At 69.9% G+C, this 13,791-nt stretch carries 13 protein-coding genes; 4 read left to right on the top strand and 9 right to left on the bottom strand.

The genetic code is table 11. The features are described 5' to 3' along the window. Positions 1-29 precede the first annotated feature (29 nt). The 4 genes from iolD to iolC are packed head-to-tail and all read right to left on the bottom strand — an operon-like array spanning position 30 to position 4,499. Positions 30-1,889, bottom strand: a complete 1,860-nt coding sequence (gene iolD, locus H4281_RS16585) for a 3D-(3,5/4)-trihydroxycyclohexane-1,2-dione acylhydrolase (decyclizing) (protein WP_182891820.1) — start codon at positions 1,887-1,889, stop codon at positions 30-32. Then, the gene (iolB, locus tag H4281_RS16580) at positions 1,886-2,692 is read right to left on the bottom strand and encodes a 5-deoxy-glucuronate isomerase (protein WP_182891819.1); all 807 of its coding nucleotides are present in this window, start codon (positions 2,690-2,692) and stop codon (positions 1,886-1,888) included. The genes iolD and iolB overlap by 4 nt, the downstream gene beginning before the upstream one ends. Beyond that, positions 2,689-3,555, bottom strand: coding sequence for a Cgl0159 family (beta/alpha)8-fold protein (locus H4281_RS16575; protein WP_182891818.1), 867 nt, complete (start codon positions 3,553-3,555; stop codon positions 2,689-2,691). The genes iolB and H4281_RS16575 overlap by 4 nt, the downstream gene beginning before the upstream one ends. Next, a complete protein-coding gene (gene iolC, locus H4281_RS16570) occupies positions 3,552-4,499 on the bottom strand; it encodes a 5-dehydro-2-deoxygluconokinase (RefSeq protein WP_182891817.1) in 948 nt (315 codons plus the stop codon). The genes H4281_RS16575 and iolC overlap by 4 nt, the downstream gene beginning before the upstream one ends. Positions 4,500-4,589: 90 nt before the next feature. Between iolC and H4281_RS16565 the strand changes: the two genes are divergently transcribed. Next, entirely contained in the window at positions 4,590-5,354 is a 765-nt protein-coding gene (locus H4281_RS16565; RefSeq protein WP_182891816.1) for a GntR family transcriptional regulator, read from the top strand. Positions 5,355-5,363: 9 nt separating this feature from the next. On the opposite strand, the gene H4281_RS16560 is transcribed toward H4281_RS16565, so the two are convergent. Continuing rightward, on the bottom strand, positions 5,364-6,176 hold the full coding sequence (locus H4281_RS16560) for an enoyl-CoA hydratase/isomerase family protein (protein ID WP_182891815.1): 813 nt from the start codon (positions 6,174-6,176) through the stop codon (positions 5,364-5,366). 66 nt (positions 6,177-6,242) lie between these two features. Then, positions 6,243-7,118 (bottom strand): HTD2 family dehydratase, encoded by an 876-nt coding sequence (locus H4281_RS16555; protein WP_182891814.1) that lies wholly within the window; start codon positions 7,116-7,118, stop codon positions 6,243-6,245. Positions 7,119-7,279: 161 nt separating this feature from the next. Here H4281_RS16555 and H4281_RS16550 point away from each other — a divergent pair, with 161 nt between their 5' ends. Then, positions 7,280-7,957: a GntR family transcriptional regulator gene (locus tag H4281_RS16550; protein ID WP_182891813.1), complete on the top strand. Its 678-nt coding sequence runs from the start codon at positions 7,280-7,282 to the stop codon at positions 7,955-7,957. A 9-nt stretch (positions 7,958-7,966) separates the two neighbouring features. Here the strand turns inward: H4281_RS16550 and H4281_RS16545 are convergent, their stop codons facing one another. Next, a complete protein-coding gene (locus H4281_RS16545) occupies positions 7,967-10,750 on the bottom strand; it encodes an FAD-binding and (Fe-S)-binding domain-containing protein (RefSeq protein WP_182891812.1) in 2,784 nt (927 codons plus the stop codon). A gap of 55 nt (positions 10,751-10,805) precedes the next feature. Between H4281_RS16545 and H4281_RS16540 the strand changes: the two genes are divergently transcribed. Together H4281_RS16540 and H4281_RS16535 are read left to right on the top strand one after the other, a co-directional pair. Beyond that, positions 10,806-11,582, top strand: coding sequence for a FadR/GntR family transcriptional regulator (locus H4281_RS16540; RefSeq protein WP_182891811.1), 777 nt, complete (start codon positions 10,806-10,808; stop codon positions 11,580-11,582). A 6-nt stretch (positions 11,583-11,588) separates the two neighbouring features. After that, positions 11,589-11,927 carry a DUF3140 domain-containing protein gene (locus H4281_RS16535; protein ID WP_182891810.1) on the top strand — a complete coding sequence of 113 codons (339 nt, stop codon included), beginning with the start codon at positions 11,589-11,591 and terminating at the stop codon, positions 11,925-11,927. Positions 11,928-12,346: 419 nt separating this feature from the next. Here H4281_RS16535 and H4281_RS16530 read toward each other — a convergent pair whose 3' ends face one another. Beyond that, positions 12,347-12,652, bottom strand: a complete 306-nt coding sequence (locus tag H4281_RS16530; protein WP_182891809.1) for a MoaD/ThiS family protein — start codon at positions 12,650-12,652, stop codon at positions 12,347-12,349. Beyond that, positions 12,649-13,764, bottom strand: a complete 1,116-nt coding sequence (locus H4281_RS16525) for a WD40/YVTN/BNR-like repeat-containing protein (protein WP_182891808.1) — start codon at positions 13,762-13,764, stop codon at positions 12,649-12,651. The genes H4281_RS16530 and H4281_RS16525 overlap by 4 nt, the downstream gene beginning before the upstream one ends. Positions 13,765-13,791: the final 27 nt, after the last annotated feature.

The following is a 13,791-nucleotide window of genomic DNA, read 5'->3' as shown; positions in this document are numbered from 1 at the left end:
TCCGTCGCGCCCTGCCGCGTACCGCTGCCTCACAGGTAACGCCGCTGGTTCCGCTTCTCCGCGACATACGTCTCGTAAGCCGCCCGAGTGGAGTCCACTTCGGACACCTCGCTCACCGGCACCTCCCACCAGGCCGACCCCGGCGGATCGGGCGCGAGCGGATCCGTCTCCACGTGCACCACCGTCGTCACCGGATTCGCTTTGGCCTGCTTGATCGCCGCCCGGAACTCGTCCACGGTGGACGCTCGCAGCACAGTCGCGCCGAGGCTGGCCGCATTGGCCGCGAGGTCGACCGGCAGCACGTCGCCCTCCAGCAAGCCGTTCCCGGCGCGATACCGGTAGGACGTCCCGAACCGTTGCGAGCCCAGCGATTCCGACAGCGACCCGATCGAAGCGAACCCGTGATTCTGCACCAGCACGATGATCGCCTTGAGCCGTTCGGCGATCAGCGTGACGATTTCCTGCGCCATCATCAGGTACGAGCCGTCGCCGACCAGCACGACCACCTCGCGCTCCGGTGCGGCCAGCTTCACCCCGACGCCCGCGGCGACCTCATATCCCATGCACGAGTACGCGTATTCCACGTGGTACGCCTTGGGATCTCTTGCCCGCCACAGCATTTGCAGGTCACCGGGCATGGAACCGGCGGCGTTGATCACGACGTCGCTGTCGTCCAGCGAACGGTTCAGCGCTCCGAGGATTTCGGTTTGCGCGGGAAGGGGAGCGTGCCCGAGGTCGAAGCAGGCGTCGGCAGCACGGTTCCATTCATCGGCGAGCTGCCGGGTCCGCGCGCGGTAGGAGTCGGAGACCTGCCAGCCGGACAGCGCGGTCGACAAAGCTTCCAATCCGCGTCGGGCGTCGGCCACCACCATCTCGGCGGAATGCTTGGCGGCGTCGAACCGGGCGACGTTGAGGTTCACGAACCGCACGTCCGGGTTGCCGAAGACGGTGTGCGAAGCGGTGGTGAAATCGCTGTACCGGGTGCCAATGCCCAGCACCACATCGGCGTCCGCGGCCAGTGCGTTCGCGGCGGAAGCGCCGGTGGAGCCGAGCCCGCCGACCGCGCACGGGTGGTCCCACGGCACCGCGCCCTTGCCCGCGTGCGTGTCCGCGACGGGAATCCCGGTCGCGGTAGCGAAAGCACGAAGTTCCGGCCAAGCCTCGGAGTACACGACGCCCCCGCCCGCGACGATCAGCGGCGCCTTGGCCGAGCGCAGCAGTTCCGCGGCTCGGCTTATGGCTTCCGGAGCGGGCACCGCGCGGTCGACATGCCAGACGCGGCGGCGGAAGAAGTCCTCGGGCCAGTCGCAGGCTTCGGCCTGGACGTCTTGCGGCAGCGCGAGCGTGACGGCGCCGGTCTCCACCGGATCGGTCAGCACCCGCATCGCCGCGAGCGCGGCCGGGATCAGCTGCTCAGGCCGGGTGATCCGGTCGAAGTACTTCGACACCGGGCGGAACGCGTCGTTCACCGAGACGTCGCCACCTCGGGGATCTTCCAGTTGCTGCAGCACCGGATCCGGGCCGCGGCCGGCGAAAACGTCACTCGGCAGCAGCAGCACGGGCAGCCGGTTCGTGGTCGCCAGCGCGGCTCCGGTGATCATGTTCGTGGACCCGGGGCCGATGGACGCGGTGCAGGCGAACGCCTGGAGCCGGTTGCGCATTTTCGCGAACGCGGTCGCCGCGTGCACCTGGCCTTGTTCGTTGCGCGCGAGGTAGTAGGGAAAAGTCCCGGCGGGCGCGGCCTGCAGCAGCGCTTGGCCGAGCCCGGCGACGTTGCCGTGCCCGAAAATCCCGAAACAGCCCGGAATCAGCCGCTGTTCGACGCCGTCGCGTTCGGAGTACTGGTTGGCCAGGAAACGCACCAGGGCTTGCGCGGTGGTCAGCCTCATCGCGGGCCTCCGAACGGCAGTCGCGGATCGACGTCTTGCGATTCCCAAGTCTGGCGTACCCACGCGTGGGCGGGGTCGTCGCAGATCAGCCATGCCCGCTCGGGGCCGGGACCGGCCATCACGTTGAGGTAGTACAGGTCGTAGCCGGGCGCGGCCATCGACGGGCCGTGCCAGCCGTGCGGGATCAGCACGACGTCGCCGCTGCGGACCTCTTCCAGGAGGTCGATCGGCCGCTCCGGAGTGCCGTAGACACGCTGGTAGCCCATCCCGCCGCCGGCGACCTCGAAGTAGTAGATCTCCTCGAGTTCGCTTTCGCCCTCGCGCGCCTCGTCGTGCTTGTGCGGCGGGTAGGACGACCAGTTTCCGCCCGGGGTAAGGACTTCGCAGACGAGCAGCTGGTCGGCGTCGAAGGTGTGCGGCAGGCAGTAGTTGTTGACCTGGCGGCTGCAGTTGCCCGCGCCGCGCAGTTCGGTCGGCACACCGTCGGCGGGCCCGTATCGGGCGGGCAGCCGCTTCGAGGTCTTCGCCGAGGGCAGCGCGAACCTTCCCCGCCCGGTCACGACCGCTTCGGCCTCCCTTGGCAGGTAGGCGAAATCGGTGACCGCATCGAAGACACCCGTGCGACCGGCCAGCTCGAAGGTCTCGCCGTCGACCGACACCGAGCAGGTGCCGGACAGCGGCAGCACAAGTGTTTCCGCGTCGCCGGTGGAGACGGTCTCGGCGCCGTCGAGCTCCAGCACGCGCAGGCCGGAGTAGCCCCAGCCCGCCGATTCGGGAGTGATTTCGAGACTGAACTGGTTCACAGCAACCCCACCGCCGTATCGACCGCCTTGGCCACGTCGCCGTCGTGCGGATAGAGCAGCGACCGTCCGACCACCAAACCCTGCACCGTCGGCAACGCGAGCGCCTCCTGCCAGGACGCGAACGCCGCGTCCGGGTCCGTCACCTCGCCGCCGAGCAGCACGGCGGGCAGCGTCGAGGCGGCCAGCACCCGCTCCATGTCGGCGACCACCGGCAGCTTCAGCCAGGTGTAAGCCGACGACCGGCCGAGGCCGGACGCGATCGTGATGGACCGGATGACCGCCTCGGGGGAGAGGTCGTTGGCGATCCGCCCGTTTTTCCAGACCGAGAGGAACGGCTCGACCATCGCGAGGAGCTTCCGTGCGGCCAGTGAGTCGACGGCCTTCGCGGTGTTCTCCAGGACGCTCGGCGTCGCCGGATCGGCCAGGCAGATCCGGGTGAGCATCTTTCCGCCGTCGAACCGCATGCGCGCGATGGTTTCCGCGTCGTAGCAGGCGAACCGGTCGTCGATCTCGAAGCTCGATCCGGCCAGTCCGGTGCGGTTCATCGAACCGAGGACCGTCTTGCCGTCCAGGACGCCGAGGAGCAGGAGATCGTCGATCACGTCCGGGGTCGCGAGCACGCCGGTGACGCCTGGCCGTTCGAGCGCGAGGCACAGCCGCTCAAGCAGTTCACCGCGGTCGGCCATCGCGAGCGGATCGGCGCCGACGGCGTTCGCGCCGCGGGCGGGGTGGTCGGCGGCGATGATCATGGCGGCGCCTTTGCCGTTGAACGGCGTCTTCGCCCGTATCCGCGTGGCCGCGGCTTCGGCGATCGCGTCCGGGTCGTGCACTCGTTTGGCGACGATCCGCTCGACGGTGTTCATTCGGTCCCTCCGAGCCTGCGCAGCACCTGGTCTTCCGTCGGCATCGCGTCCGAACAGGCGAGTTCCCCGGCGACGTGCGCGCCCGCCGCGTTCGCGAACCGCATGATCCGTTCGGTGCCCCAGCCCGCCAGCAGCCCGTGCACCAGCGCGCCGCCGAACGCGTCACCCGCGCCGAGGCCGTTGACCACCTCCACCGGCATCGGAGGCGCCTCGACCTCTCCGGTGTCGTCCACCGCGAGCACGCCCTTCGGTCCCTGCTTCACCACCGCGAGCGAGATGCCCCTGTCCCGCAACGCTTTCGCCGCTTCCCGAGGCTCGCGCAGAGCCACCGCGGTGTCGCATTCGTCGAGGTTGCCGACCGCGACCGTCGCGTGGCCCAGCGCCTTGCCGACCCATTCGCGCGCCTGCTCGCGGGATTCCCAGAACATCGGCCGGTAGTCGAGGTCGAGCACGGTGATTCCCTCGCGGCCGCGGGCCGCCAGCGCGGCGAGCGTGGCCGAGCGGCTCGGCTCCTGCGACAGCCCGGTCACCGTCGCCCAGAAGACTTTCGCGGAGCGGATCGCGTCGAAATCCAGGTCGCCGGCCGCGATGTCGAGGTCCGGCGCCTTCGGGAACCGGTAGAAGTAGAGCGGGAAATCGTCCGGCGGGAAGACCTCGCAGAACGTCACCGGCGTCGGCAGGTGCGGCGAGGTCCCGACGAACCGGTCGGCCACCCCGAATCCGGCGAGCGCGCGGCGCAGGAACCGGCCGAACGGGTCGTCTCCGGTCTTGGTGATCACCGCGCAGGCGCGGCCGTGCCGGGCGGCGGCGACGGCGACGTTGGTGGCGCTGCCGCCGAGGTACTTGCCGAACGAGGTGACGTCTTCCAGGCCGACGCCGGTCTGCAGCGGATAGAGGTCCACCCCGATCCGGCCCATCGTGACGAGGTCGAACCCCGTGGTCATCGCGTCCTCCTCGCAGGCTGTGCTCCGACCGTGCCCCGTGCCCGAGGACTTTGTCAAGACATACGGACATGCACGCGGTAGGCTGCGGCGATGAGCACCAGTCCGGCCTGGGACCCGGTCCGCGGGATCGCGGTGGACCCGGCGAGCCCCGAGCCGCTGTACTTCCAGGTCGCGCGCCAGCTGCAAGCGGCGATCGACGACGGCCGGCTGCCCGCGGGCTCGCGGCTGGCGAACGAGCTCGACCTCGCGGCGGGGCTCCGGCTCTCGAGGCCGACCGTGCGGCAGGCGATCCAGTCGCTGGTCAACCAGGGTTTGCTGGTGCGCAAACGCGGCGTGGGCACTCAGGTGGTGCGCACGAAAGTCGCCCGGCCGCTGCGGCTGAGCAGCCTGTTCGACGACCTCGCCGGGCTGGGCGAGACGCCGTCGTCGGAGGTGCTGATCAACCGCGTGGAACCGGCGGATGCCGAGCTCGCCGCGCTGCTGGAGGCCCCCGGACTGCAGCGGGTCCGCCGGTTGAAGCGGATCCGCTGCACGGGAGGCGAGCCGCTGGCGATCATGAACAACTGCCTCCCGGACGGCGTCCTCGACGTCGATGACGCCGAATTGCGCTCCCAAGGGCTCTATCAGCTGCTGCGGCAGACGGGGATCCGTCTGCATTCGGCGCAGCAGAGCATCGGCGCGCGGCTGGCGACCGAGGAAGACGCGGAGCTGCTGGACGAAACGCCCGGTGCGGCGTTGCTGACCATGCAGCGCACCACATACGACGAGACGGGCCGGGTGGTCGAGTACGGCTGGCACGTTTACCGGGCGTCGCGGTATTCCTTCAATCTCCCGCTGACGCACGGTCCGCAGTAGACAGTCTGCTCAGGACTCGTGCACCCGGGTGAAGTCCGGCTTGCGGCGTTCGCCGTGCGAGGCGAGGCCTTCGCGGACCTCGGGACCGGCGAAACCGTAGAACTCCAGTGCCAGCGAGGAATCGAAGATCGCGCCGGCGAGCTGGCGGTACCAGAGGTTGAGGCTCTGTTTGGTCCAGCGGATCGCGGTGGGCGCGCCGTTCGCCAGTTCGTGCGCGATCTCCCGCGCGGTCGGCAGCAGCCCGTCTTCTTCCTCGACGCACAGCGACACGAGCCCGATCCGCTCGGCCTCGGCACCGGTCATCGGACGGCAGGTCATCAGGTAGTACTTCGCCTTCGCCATCCCGCACAGCAGCGGCCAGCACACCGCCGCGTGGTCGCCCGCCGCGACGCCGAGCCGCGTGTGGCCGTCGATGATCTTGGCGTTGGCGGCGGCCACCGAGATGTCCGACAGCAACCCGGCGACCAGGCCCGCTCCGACGGCCGGGCCGTGGATCGCCGAGACGGTCGGCTTCGAGCAGTCGATGACGTTGTAGACCAGGTCGCGCGCCTCGCGCATGGTGCGCGACCGGGCCTCGAAGTCGTTCGCCAGCTTCTCGACCAGGTCGAACGAGCCGCCCGCGGAGAACCCCTTGCCCTCGCCGCGCAGCAGGACGGCCTTCACCTCCGGGTCGCGGTCGAACTCGCGCCAGATGTCGGCGAGTTCGCCGTGCGCGGCTTCGCTGACCGCGTTCAGGTGCGGCGCGTCCAGGACGAGTTCGATGACGCCGTCCTCGTCCGGCCCGTCGACCCGCAGGTTCTCGAACTGCGCGTAGCGGCTCATTCAGCTTCCTTCCGTCGTCCGGAACACCTGCGCCACCATGCCATCGGTTCGGACACCGCCGCCAGATCAGATGTCTTCTTCGGCCAGTTCGACGGCGAGGCTGGTGCTCGGACCGGACGGGCCGAGCAGGTCGAGCGCGACCGAACGGGCGCCGGGGCTGGCCCGCAGCTGGGCGGGCTGCCCGCAGAACAGCGGCGCCTGGTTTCGGTGGCTGATCCGGCGCACCCGCGAGGCGGGGGAGTCGAGGCGCAGCACTTCGGCGAGCGCCAGCGACATCAACGGGCCGTGCACGACCAGGCCGGGATAGCCCTCCACCCGGGTCGCGTACGGCCAGTCGTAGTGGATGCGGTGCGCGTTCGCGGTGGCCGCGGAAAACCGCATCAGCAGCGTCGGATCGGTGACGAACTCCCAGGTTTGCCCGTCGGTGCGGCGGAACGGCGATCCCGCCGGTTCCAATGCGGCCGCGATTTCCGGGACCGCGGGCGCGGAGGGCGGCCCGGCCTCGCGGTAGAGCATGTTCTGGCGCTCCTCGACGTACGGCGTTCCGTCCATTCCGGACAGTTCCGTGCGCACCTGGACGACCGCCAATTTCCCGGACCGGCCGGATTTCTCGGTAATCGAGTCCACAATGGAGCGTCGCTGCACCGTCTCGCCGACCTTCGGCGCACGGTGGACCACGACCTCGCCGCCGGCGAACATCCGCCGCGGCAGGTCCACCGGCGGCAGGAAATCGCCGCGCACCGGATGACCGTCGAGGCCGAGCCGCGACGACACCGGCCAGTGCGGGAGCGCGACCCAATGCCACAGCGGCGGCAGCTCGTCGCCTTCGCGCGGTGCGGGGAGCCCGTCGTCGAACAGCGCGGCCAACGCGGCGACCGGACCGGGTTCGAGCACTTCTTCGCTGGTGAGGGCGTACGGTTCCCAGGCTTCCGATTCGGACATGGGTTCCTCAGATCCTGTCTGGGGCGAGGCCGTCGGCTGAGTACGTTATCAGGAATGCGCCGGGCAAATCGCTCGAGCAGCAGGGATGAGCAGGCGTCGAGCGGAACGGCTCATGCGATACTTTGTCGGCGAGATGTTCGCCGGAGGGGGAGGCTGAGGCGATGCCCGACAGCACGGGCGCGGGACCGCGCCGCGGCGGTCCGGCGAACCTGAAAGCGCTGGCCGCGCACGAGATCCGGCGACGGGTCTTCTCCGGCCAGCTGCGCGCCGGGGAGAAGATCGACCAGGAGGCGCTGGCCGACGAGCTCGGCATCAGCAAGCTGCCGATCCGGGAAGCGCTGATCACGCTCGACCACGAGGGCGTGGTGGAGCACATCGCCCGCCGCGGCGCGTTCGTGGCGCGGATGACGCGCGACGACATCCGGGACCACTACCGCGTGTTCGGCCTCGTGTCCGGTCTGGCGGCGGAGCGGGCGGCGAAAAACCTGTCGCCGGAAAGCTTGCAGGCGTTGCACGATCTCGCGGACCGGATGGAGTCCGGAGCGGACCGTGCCGAACAGGAACGGCTGAACTTCGAGTTCCACCGCAGGATCAACTACGCCGCCGATTCCCGCCGCCTGGTCTCGATCCTGGGCATCCTGGCGAAAACGGTGTCGCACGGGTTCTACGAGGCGCACGAGGACTGGCCCGGCAAAGCGCACGAAGACCACCGGAAGATCCTGAACGCGCTCAGCGCCCGCTCGGCTGCGCGGGCACGGTCCGTTGTGGAGAAACACTTCTCGGACGGCGGCGAGCGCGCGGTCGCCTTGCTGGAACGCCAAGGATTCTGGGACAGCTGACTCCGTGCTTCAGCGTCGCTTCAGCAACTGTGCCAAGTGGACACCGCGGACGCCGGCCAGTTGATCGGCTTGGGTGCGGCAGGAGAAACCGTCGGCGAGGAACACCGCGTCCGGGTTTGCGCGTAGCGCCGGAAGCAGTGCATTCTCCGCCACGGCGACGGAAACGTCGTAGTGGCCGCGTTCCATGCCGAAGTTTCCGGCCAGGCCGCAGCATCCGGCGAGAGTGTGCAGTTCCGCGCCGGTCGCCGCGAGCAGGGCTCGGTCGGCCTCGAAACCCATCACTGAGTGATGGTGGCAATGCGGCTGCGCGACCACCGTGGTGCCGGACAGGTCAGGGGCTTGCCAGCCCTCTGTCTTCGCGAGGAGTTCGGCGAGCGTAGTGACCGCGCCGGAAACCGTTGCGGCGTCTGGATCGCCCGGGAACAGGTCCAGCAGGTCCGACCGCAGAACGGCAGTGCACGACGGTTCGACGCCGACGATCGGCAGCCCGGCCTGCGCGTAGGGGCGCAGGGTGTGCACGAGGTCGCGGAGCTTTCGGCGGGCCGTGTCGAGCTGGCCGGTGGTGATCCAGGTGAGCCCGCAGCACGGACGACGCGGCGGGACGAGCACGCGGTATCCGGCGTCATTGAGCACCGCTGCGACGGATTCGGCGACGTCGGTGTCCATGCCGTCCGAAAAGGAATCCGCCCACAGCACCACTTCCGATCCCTGCTCGCGGATCCCGCGCCGGGACCGGGTGAACGAGCGGCGGGCGAATCGTGGTGCGCGCCGCCGAGTGTCTGCTCCGGACAGTGCTAACAGGACCTTCTCGATCGGCCGGACCGACATCAGCGCGTTGACGACGAGCGGGCCGAGCACCGGGATTCGGTGCAGCAGGCGGATCCAGTCCGGCAACCGGCCCAGCGTGTAATGCGAGACCGGACGGATTCGGTGCCGGTATTTCCGGTGCAGTGCTTCGGATTTGTACTGCGCCAGATCCACCCCGGCCGGGCAGTCGCTGCTGCATGCCTTGCACGACAAGCAAAGATCGAGCGATTCGTGGACCGCGGCGTCCGGCCATCCCGAAACCAGCGAGCCGTTCGCGACCTCCTGCAAGACCCGGGCGCGGCCGCGCGTGCTGTCCTTTTCGTCGCGAGTGGCGAGATAGGACGGGCACATGAAACCACCGGCCGCACGATTGTCGGCGCGGCATTTCCCGACTCCCACGCAGCGGTGCACGGCGCGGGCGAAGTCGCCGCCGTCGTGCGAGAAGGAGAATCCGCCCGCGACGACGGGGAGCGGATGTGCTTGCGGGCGGCGGAGATCGAGGTCGAGCGGATGGGGCCGGACGACGACGCCCGGGTTGAGCAGATCGCCGGGGTCGAAGAGATTCTTGACCGCGCCGAACAGTTCGATCGTTTCGGCCGAATACATCTGCGGCAGCAGTTCGCCGCGCGCCCGGCCGTCGCCGTGCTCGCCGGAGAACGAGCCGCCGTAGCCGACGACCAGCTTCGCGGCGGCGGTCATGAACGCGCGGAACACTGAGGCGTCGCGTTCGAGCGGCAGGCCGAGCCGGACGTGCACGCAGCCGTCGCCGAAGTGGCCGTAGGGAAGTCCTTCGAGACCGAATTCGTCCAGGAGAGCGTCGAAATCCCGCAAATACGCGCCGAGCCGTCCGGGCGGGACCGCGGCGTCCTCCCAGCCGGGCCACGCCTGCTCGCCGGTCGGAGTGCGGCCCGCGAGCCCGGCGCCGTCCTCGCGGATCCGCCACATCGCGGCGGCCTCGGCGCCTTGCGCCAGCACGACGTGGTCGAGCGCCTGGGAGTCTTTGACGAGCCGTTCGGCGTTGTGCCGGGCCTCGGCTTCCGTCTCGCCGCCGACCTCGATCATCAGCCAGCCGCCGCCGTCCGGGAGCGCGGGCACGGCGCCGCGGTGGTGGCGCACCAGGTCGACCAGCCGGGCGTCGAGCCCTTCGACCGCCAGCGGCCGGTGCGGGAGCAGCCCGGGCACGACGTCGCCGGCGGTCGCCATGTCCGGATAGCCGAGCACGACCAGCAACCGGGCGGGGGAGACGTCGACGAGATCGACGGTCGCTTCGAGCGTGACCGCCAGGGTGCCTTCGGTGCCGACCAGCGCGCGGGCGAGCGACCGGCCGTTCTCCGGCAGCAAGTGTTCGAGCGAGTAGCCGGACACCTGACGGCTGAACCGGCCGAATTCGGTGCGCAGCAGGCTGAGCCGGGTGCCGATCAGTTCGGTGAGGCCCGGCACCGCGTCCGACGGACCGGCAGTGAACTGGCGTCCGGTGCCGTCGACCACGCTGAGTTCGCGAACGTTGTCCGCGGTCCGGCCGTACGCGATCGCGTGCGGGCCGCAGGCGTTGTTGCCGATCATGCCGCCGAGCGTCGCGCGGGCGTGGGTGGAGGGGTCGGGTCCGAAGCGCAGGCCGTGCGGCGCGGCGGCGCGCTGGAGGTCCGCGAGGACGACGCCAGGCTGGACGACCGCGGTCCGCGCTTTGGGGTCCAAGTCGACAATGCGGTTGAGATGCCGCGAAAAGTCGATCACCACCCCCGGCCCGATCGCGTTGCCCGCGACCGACGTGCCCCCGCCGCGGCTGGTCAGCGGAACGCCGTGGCGGCGGGCGATTTCGAGGGCCGCGAGAACGTCGCCGGTCTCCCGCGGCAGGACGACCACCTGCGGGACGACGCGGTAATTGGACGCGTCGGTGGAGTACTCCGCGCGACGGCGGACGTCAGCGTGCACCTCGCCGCGCACGTTCGCGCGGAGGTCGGCGAGCAGATCGGTTTCGGTGGGCATCCCAGGTCCGAATTTAGGTGTTTGAAACAGTATCGTCAATCCGTACGCTGACCCGATGACCTCGGGACGGAGGGGACCGCCGCCGGAGCTGGCCCGGGTGCGGCGGGTGAGCGTGGTGGACTCGCTGGTCGAAGAGATGACCCGGAAGATCCTCGGCGGCGAATGGCCTCCCGGGACCGCGCTGCCGTCGCTGCGGCAGTTCGCGGCCTCGGCCGGGGTGTCGATGCTGACCGTCCGGGAAGCAGTCCGGACGCTGCAGGCGCGCGGCTGGGTCGAGACGCGCCAGGGGGTCGGCACGTTCGTGCTGGAACCCGAGGCCAGCAGCTTCGTGCCGTGGCAGCTGGGCGCGTCGGACGTCGCCGAGTACCGTGAACTGGTCGAGGCCCGGGAGGCGATCGAATCGACCGTCATCGCTTTGGCCGCCCGCCGCCGAACCCCCGCTGAGCTGGTGGTTCTGGCCGATCTGGTCGATCGGATGGCGGCGGCGTTGACCGACCGGGACCGTTTCCTGGAAGCGGACGCCGAGTTCCACGTCGCGCTGGCGGAAGCCGCGCACAACCGGATCCTGCTGCGCAGCATGCTCGCGATCCGCCTCCCGATGCGCCGTCTGATGGCCGACCGGCTCCGCGAAGAACTCGCCGAACACGGCGACCTCACCCGGTCGTGGGAGGACCACCGGGTGATCGCGGAAGGCATCCGGGCCGGCACCGCGGAGCCAGGACATGCCGCACTGGCACGGATCGCCGCGCGCGCTCGGTCCTATGTGGACTCGACGCTGCCGGGTTTGCCCGCGCGCCGTCCGGGTAACCGGACTCCCGACGCCGGGAGGTGATCGATGATGGCCACGCACGTGGACGAAGAACTGTGGACGGAATTCCACCGGGTGGTGAACATGACCTCACGGGAGCTGGCCGACTGGCTGCGCACCCGGGAAGCCGGCCCGGAAACCGAGCCCCTGCCCGACCGCGCGGGCCCCGCGACCGGCCGGAAGGTGCTGTCGATCCTGGGCAAACGCAAGTCGGACGTGAACGAGAACGACGTCGAGGTGATGCGCGACGTGGTGGACCGCGTGCACGCCTCGCGCCGAGACGATCTGGAACCCGTGGCGGGGGACGCGGGGTGGCGCCAAGGGCTGATGTCGCTGGGACATGACCCGGTGAAGCCGGTGCGGGACTGATCCGGCCGGATCGCTGGGTTCTGCCGGGGACGGAGTGAGCCGGGCGGTTTCTGCTGTGGATGTGGTGGACCGCCGGGTTACGCCGCGGACGGAATGGATCGCAGGTGGCGGTGGGGGCGTGAGATGCGCTCAAGACGGCATGGGTTTTCTCCGCAGCTCCCGTGTGCGGTCTCGTCACGGCGGTGCGTGGCATCGGCCGGGCCGCGTGGCTCTCCCCTCACGTATGGGCACAACGTACGGGCACACCGGGCAGATCCTGGAGCCCATCGGCCAAGGACGACTTCGCGCACGGTCCCGCGAAGGCCGCTCCGGTGCCGGAAATCCGCCGAGACCGGCCAGGCAGACTAAGCCCCGGGCCTCGGTGCGCCCCCGGGACGCACCGAGGCCCGGGGTTCTTCCCCTCGGCCGGTGGTTTTTGGTCAGCCGCCTGCCATGGCTCCGATGATGAGGAACGGTTCGGCTCCGGAAAGGACCGGGGCGGGCAGGGCGGTGTCCGGGGCGGTGTTCGACAGGTCTTCCTCGCAGGCGAAGAACCGGACGAACGCCCGGCGTTTGCCGGTGGTCGTGTCGCGGACTGTGCCGCGCAGTTGCGGGTAGGCGCGTTCCAGCGCGTCCAGCAGGGCGTCCCGCGTCGGCGGGTCCGCTACCGGCAGCTGGATTTCTCCCTCGACCTTCGCCAGGCGGCGCAGGTGTGTGGGCAGCTTGACGCGCACGACGGTGGTCATCGCAGGGTTTGCACCTCTACCGAGCACACCGCGGGCAGGTCGCGCACGATCGGGGCCCAGCTGTCGCCCGCGTCGTTCGAGGCGTAGACCTGGCCGCCGGTGGTGCCGAAGTAGATGCCCGCCTCGTCGCAGGAGTCGACGGCCATCGCGTCGCGCAGGATGTTCACGTAGCAGTTCTCTTGCGGCAGGCCGTTGGTGAGCGGCTCCCATTCGTTGCCGCCGGTGCGGCTGCGGTACACACGCAGCTTGCCCTCCGGCGGGTAGTGCTCGGAATCGCTGTGGATCGGGACCACGTACACCGTTTCCGGTTCGTGCGGGTGCACCGCGATCGGGAAACCGAAGTCGCTCGGCAGGTTGCCGCTGATCTCCCGCCAGTGGTCGCCCGCGTCGTCCGAGCGCATGACGTCCCAGTGCTTCTGCATGAACAGCACGTCCGGCCTCGACGGGTGCAGGGCGATCCGGTGCACGCAGTGCCCGACCTCGGCGTCCGGGTCGGGGATGCCGTCGGAATGCAGGCCGCGGTTGATCGGCTGCCAGGTTTCGCCGCTGTCGTCGCTGCGGAACGCGCCCGCGGCGGAGATCGCGGCGAACATCCGCTTCGAGTTCTGCGGGTCGAGAATGATCGTGTGCAGGCACAGTCCGCCCGCGCCCGGCTGCCAGCCCGGTCCGGACGTGTGCTTGCGCAGCCCGGTGAGCTCCCGCCAGCTCTTCCCGCCGTCGGTGCTGCGGTACAGCGCGGCGTCCTGCGCGCCCGCGTACACCGTGTCCGGGTCGGTCAGCGACGGCTCCAGATGCCAGATCCGCGTGAACTCCCACGGTTTCAGCGTTCCGTCGTACCAGAGATGGTCGCCGGCCCCGCCCTCGTAGGCGAAGTCGTGGTCGACCTGGTTCCAGGTCTTCCCGCCGTCGTCGGAACGCTGGATCAGCTGACCGAACCACGACGTGGACTGCGACGCGTACAGCCGGTCGGGGTCCGCGGGCGAGCCGGCGAGGTGGTAGACCTCCCAGCCGCCGAAGTGCGGCCCCGCGACCTCCCAGCGCGTGCGGCCCTCGTCCGAGGTGAGGATGAACGCGCCCTTGCGCGTGCCGACCAATACTCGAACTCCAGGCATGCTTTCTCCCTGACAACGGCCCTGTGA

The organism is Amycolatopsis dendrobii (genome assembly GCF_014145675.1).
Taxonomy (GTDB): Bacteria; Actinomycetota; Actinomycetes; order Mycobacteriales; family Pseudonocardiaceae; genus Amycolatopsis; species Amycolatopsis dendrobii.
This window is presented reverse-complemented; position numbering and strand designations above follow the sequence as displayed.

Bases quoted from the DNA above. Each gene is read 5' to 3' on its own strand.
- iolD (WP_182891820.1), bottom strand. From the start codon at position 1,889: ATGAGGCTGACCACCGCGCAAGCCCTGGTGCGTTTCCTGGCCAACCAG.
- H4281_RS16575 (WP_182891818.1), bottom strand. From the start codon at position 3,555: ATGAACACCGTCGAGCGGATCGTCGCCAAACGAGTGCACGACCCGGAC.
- iolC (WP_182891817.1), bottom strand. From the start codon at position 4,499: ATGACCACGGGGTTCGACCTCGTCACGATGGGCCGGATCGGGGTGGAC.
- H4281_RS16565 (WP_182891816.1), top strand. From the start codon at position 4,590: ATGAGCACCAGTCCGGCCTGGGACCCGGTCCGCGGGATCGCGGTGGAC.
- H4281_RS16560 (WP_182891815.1), bottom strand. From the start codon at position 6,176: ATGAGCCGCTACGCGCAGTTCGAGAACCTGCGGGTCGACGGGCCGGAC.
- H4281_RS16555 (WP_182891814.1), bottom strand. From the start codon at position 7,118: ATGTCCGAATCGGAAGCCTGGGAACCGTACGCCCTCACCAGCGAAGAA.
- H4281_RS16550 (WP_182891813.1), top strand. From the start codon at position 7,280: ATGCCCGACAGCACGGGCGCGGGACCGCGCCGCGGCGGTCCGGCGAAC.
- H4281_RS16545 (WP_182891812.1), bottom strand. From the start codon at position 10,750: ATGCCCACCGAAACCGATCTGCTCGCCGACCTCCGCGCGAACGTGCGC.
- H4281_RS16540 (WP_182891811.1), top strand. From the start codon at position 10,806: ATGACCTCGGGACGGAGGGGACCGCCGCCGGAGCTGGCCCGGGTGCGG.
- H4281_RS16535 (WP_182891810.1), top strand. From the start codon at position 11,589: ATGGCCACGCACGTGGACGAAGAACTGTGGACGGAATTCCACCGGGTG.
- H4281_RS16530 (WP_182891809.1), bottom strand. From the start codon at position 12,652: ATGACCACCGTCGTGCGCGTCAAGCTGCCCACACACCTGCGCCGCCTG.
- H4281_RS16525 (WP_182891808.1), bottom strand. From the start codon at position 13,764: ATGCCTGGAGTTCGAGTATTGGTCGGCACGCGCAAGGGCGCGTTCATC.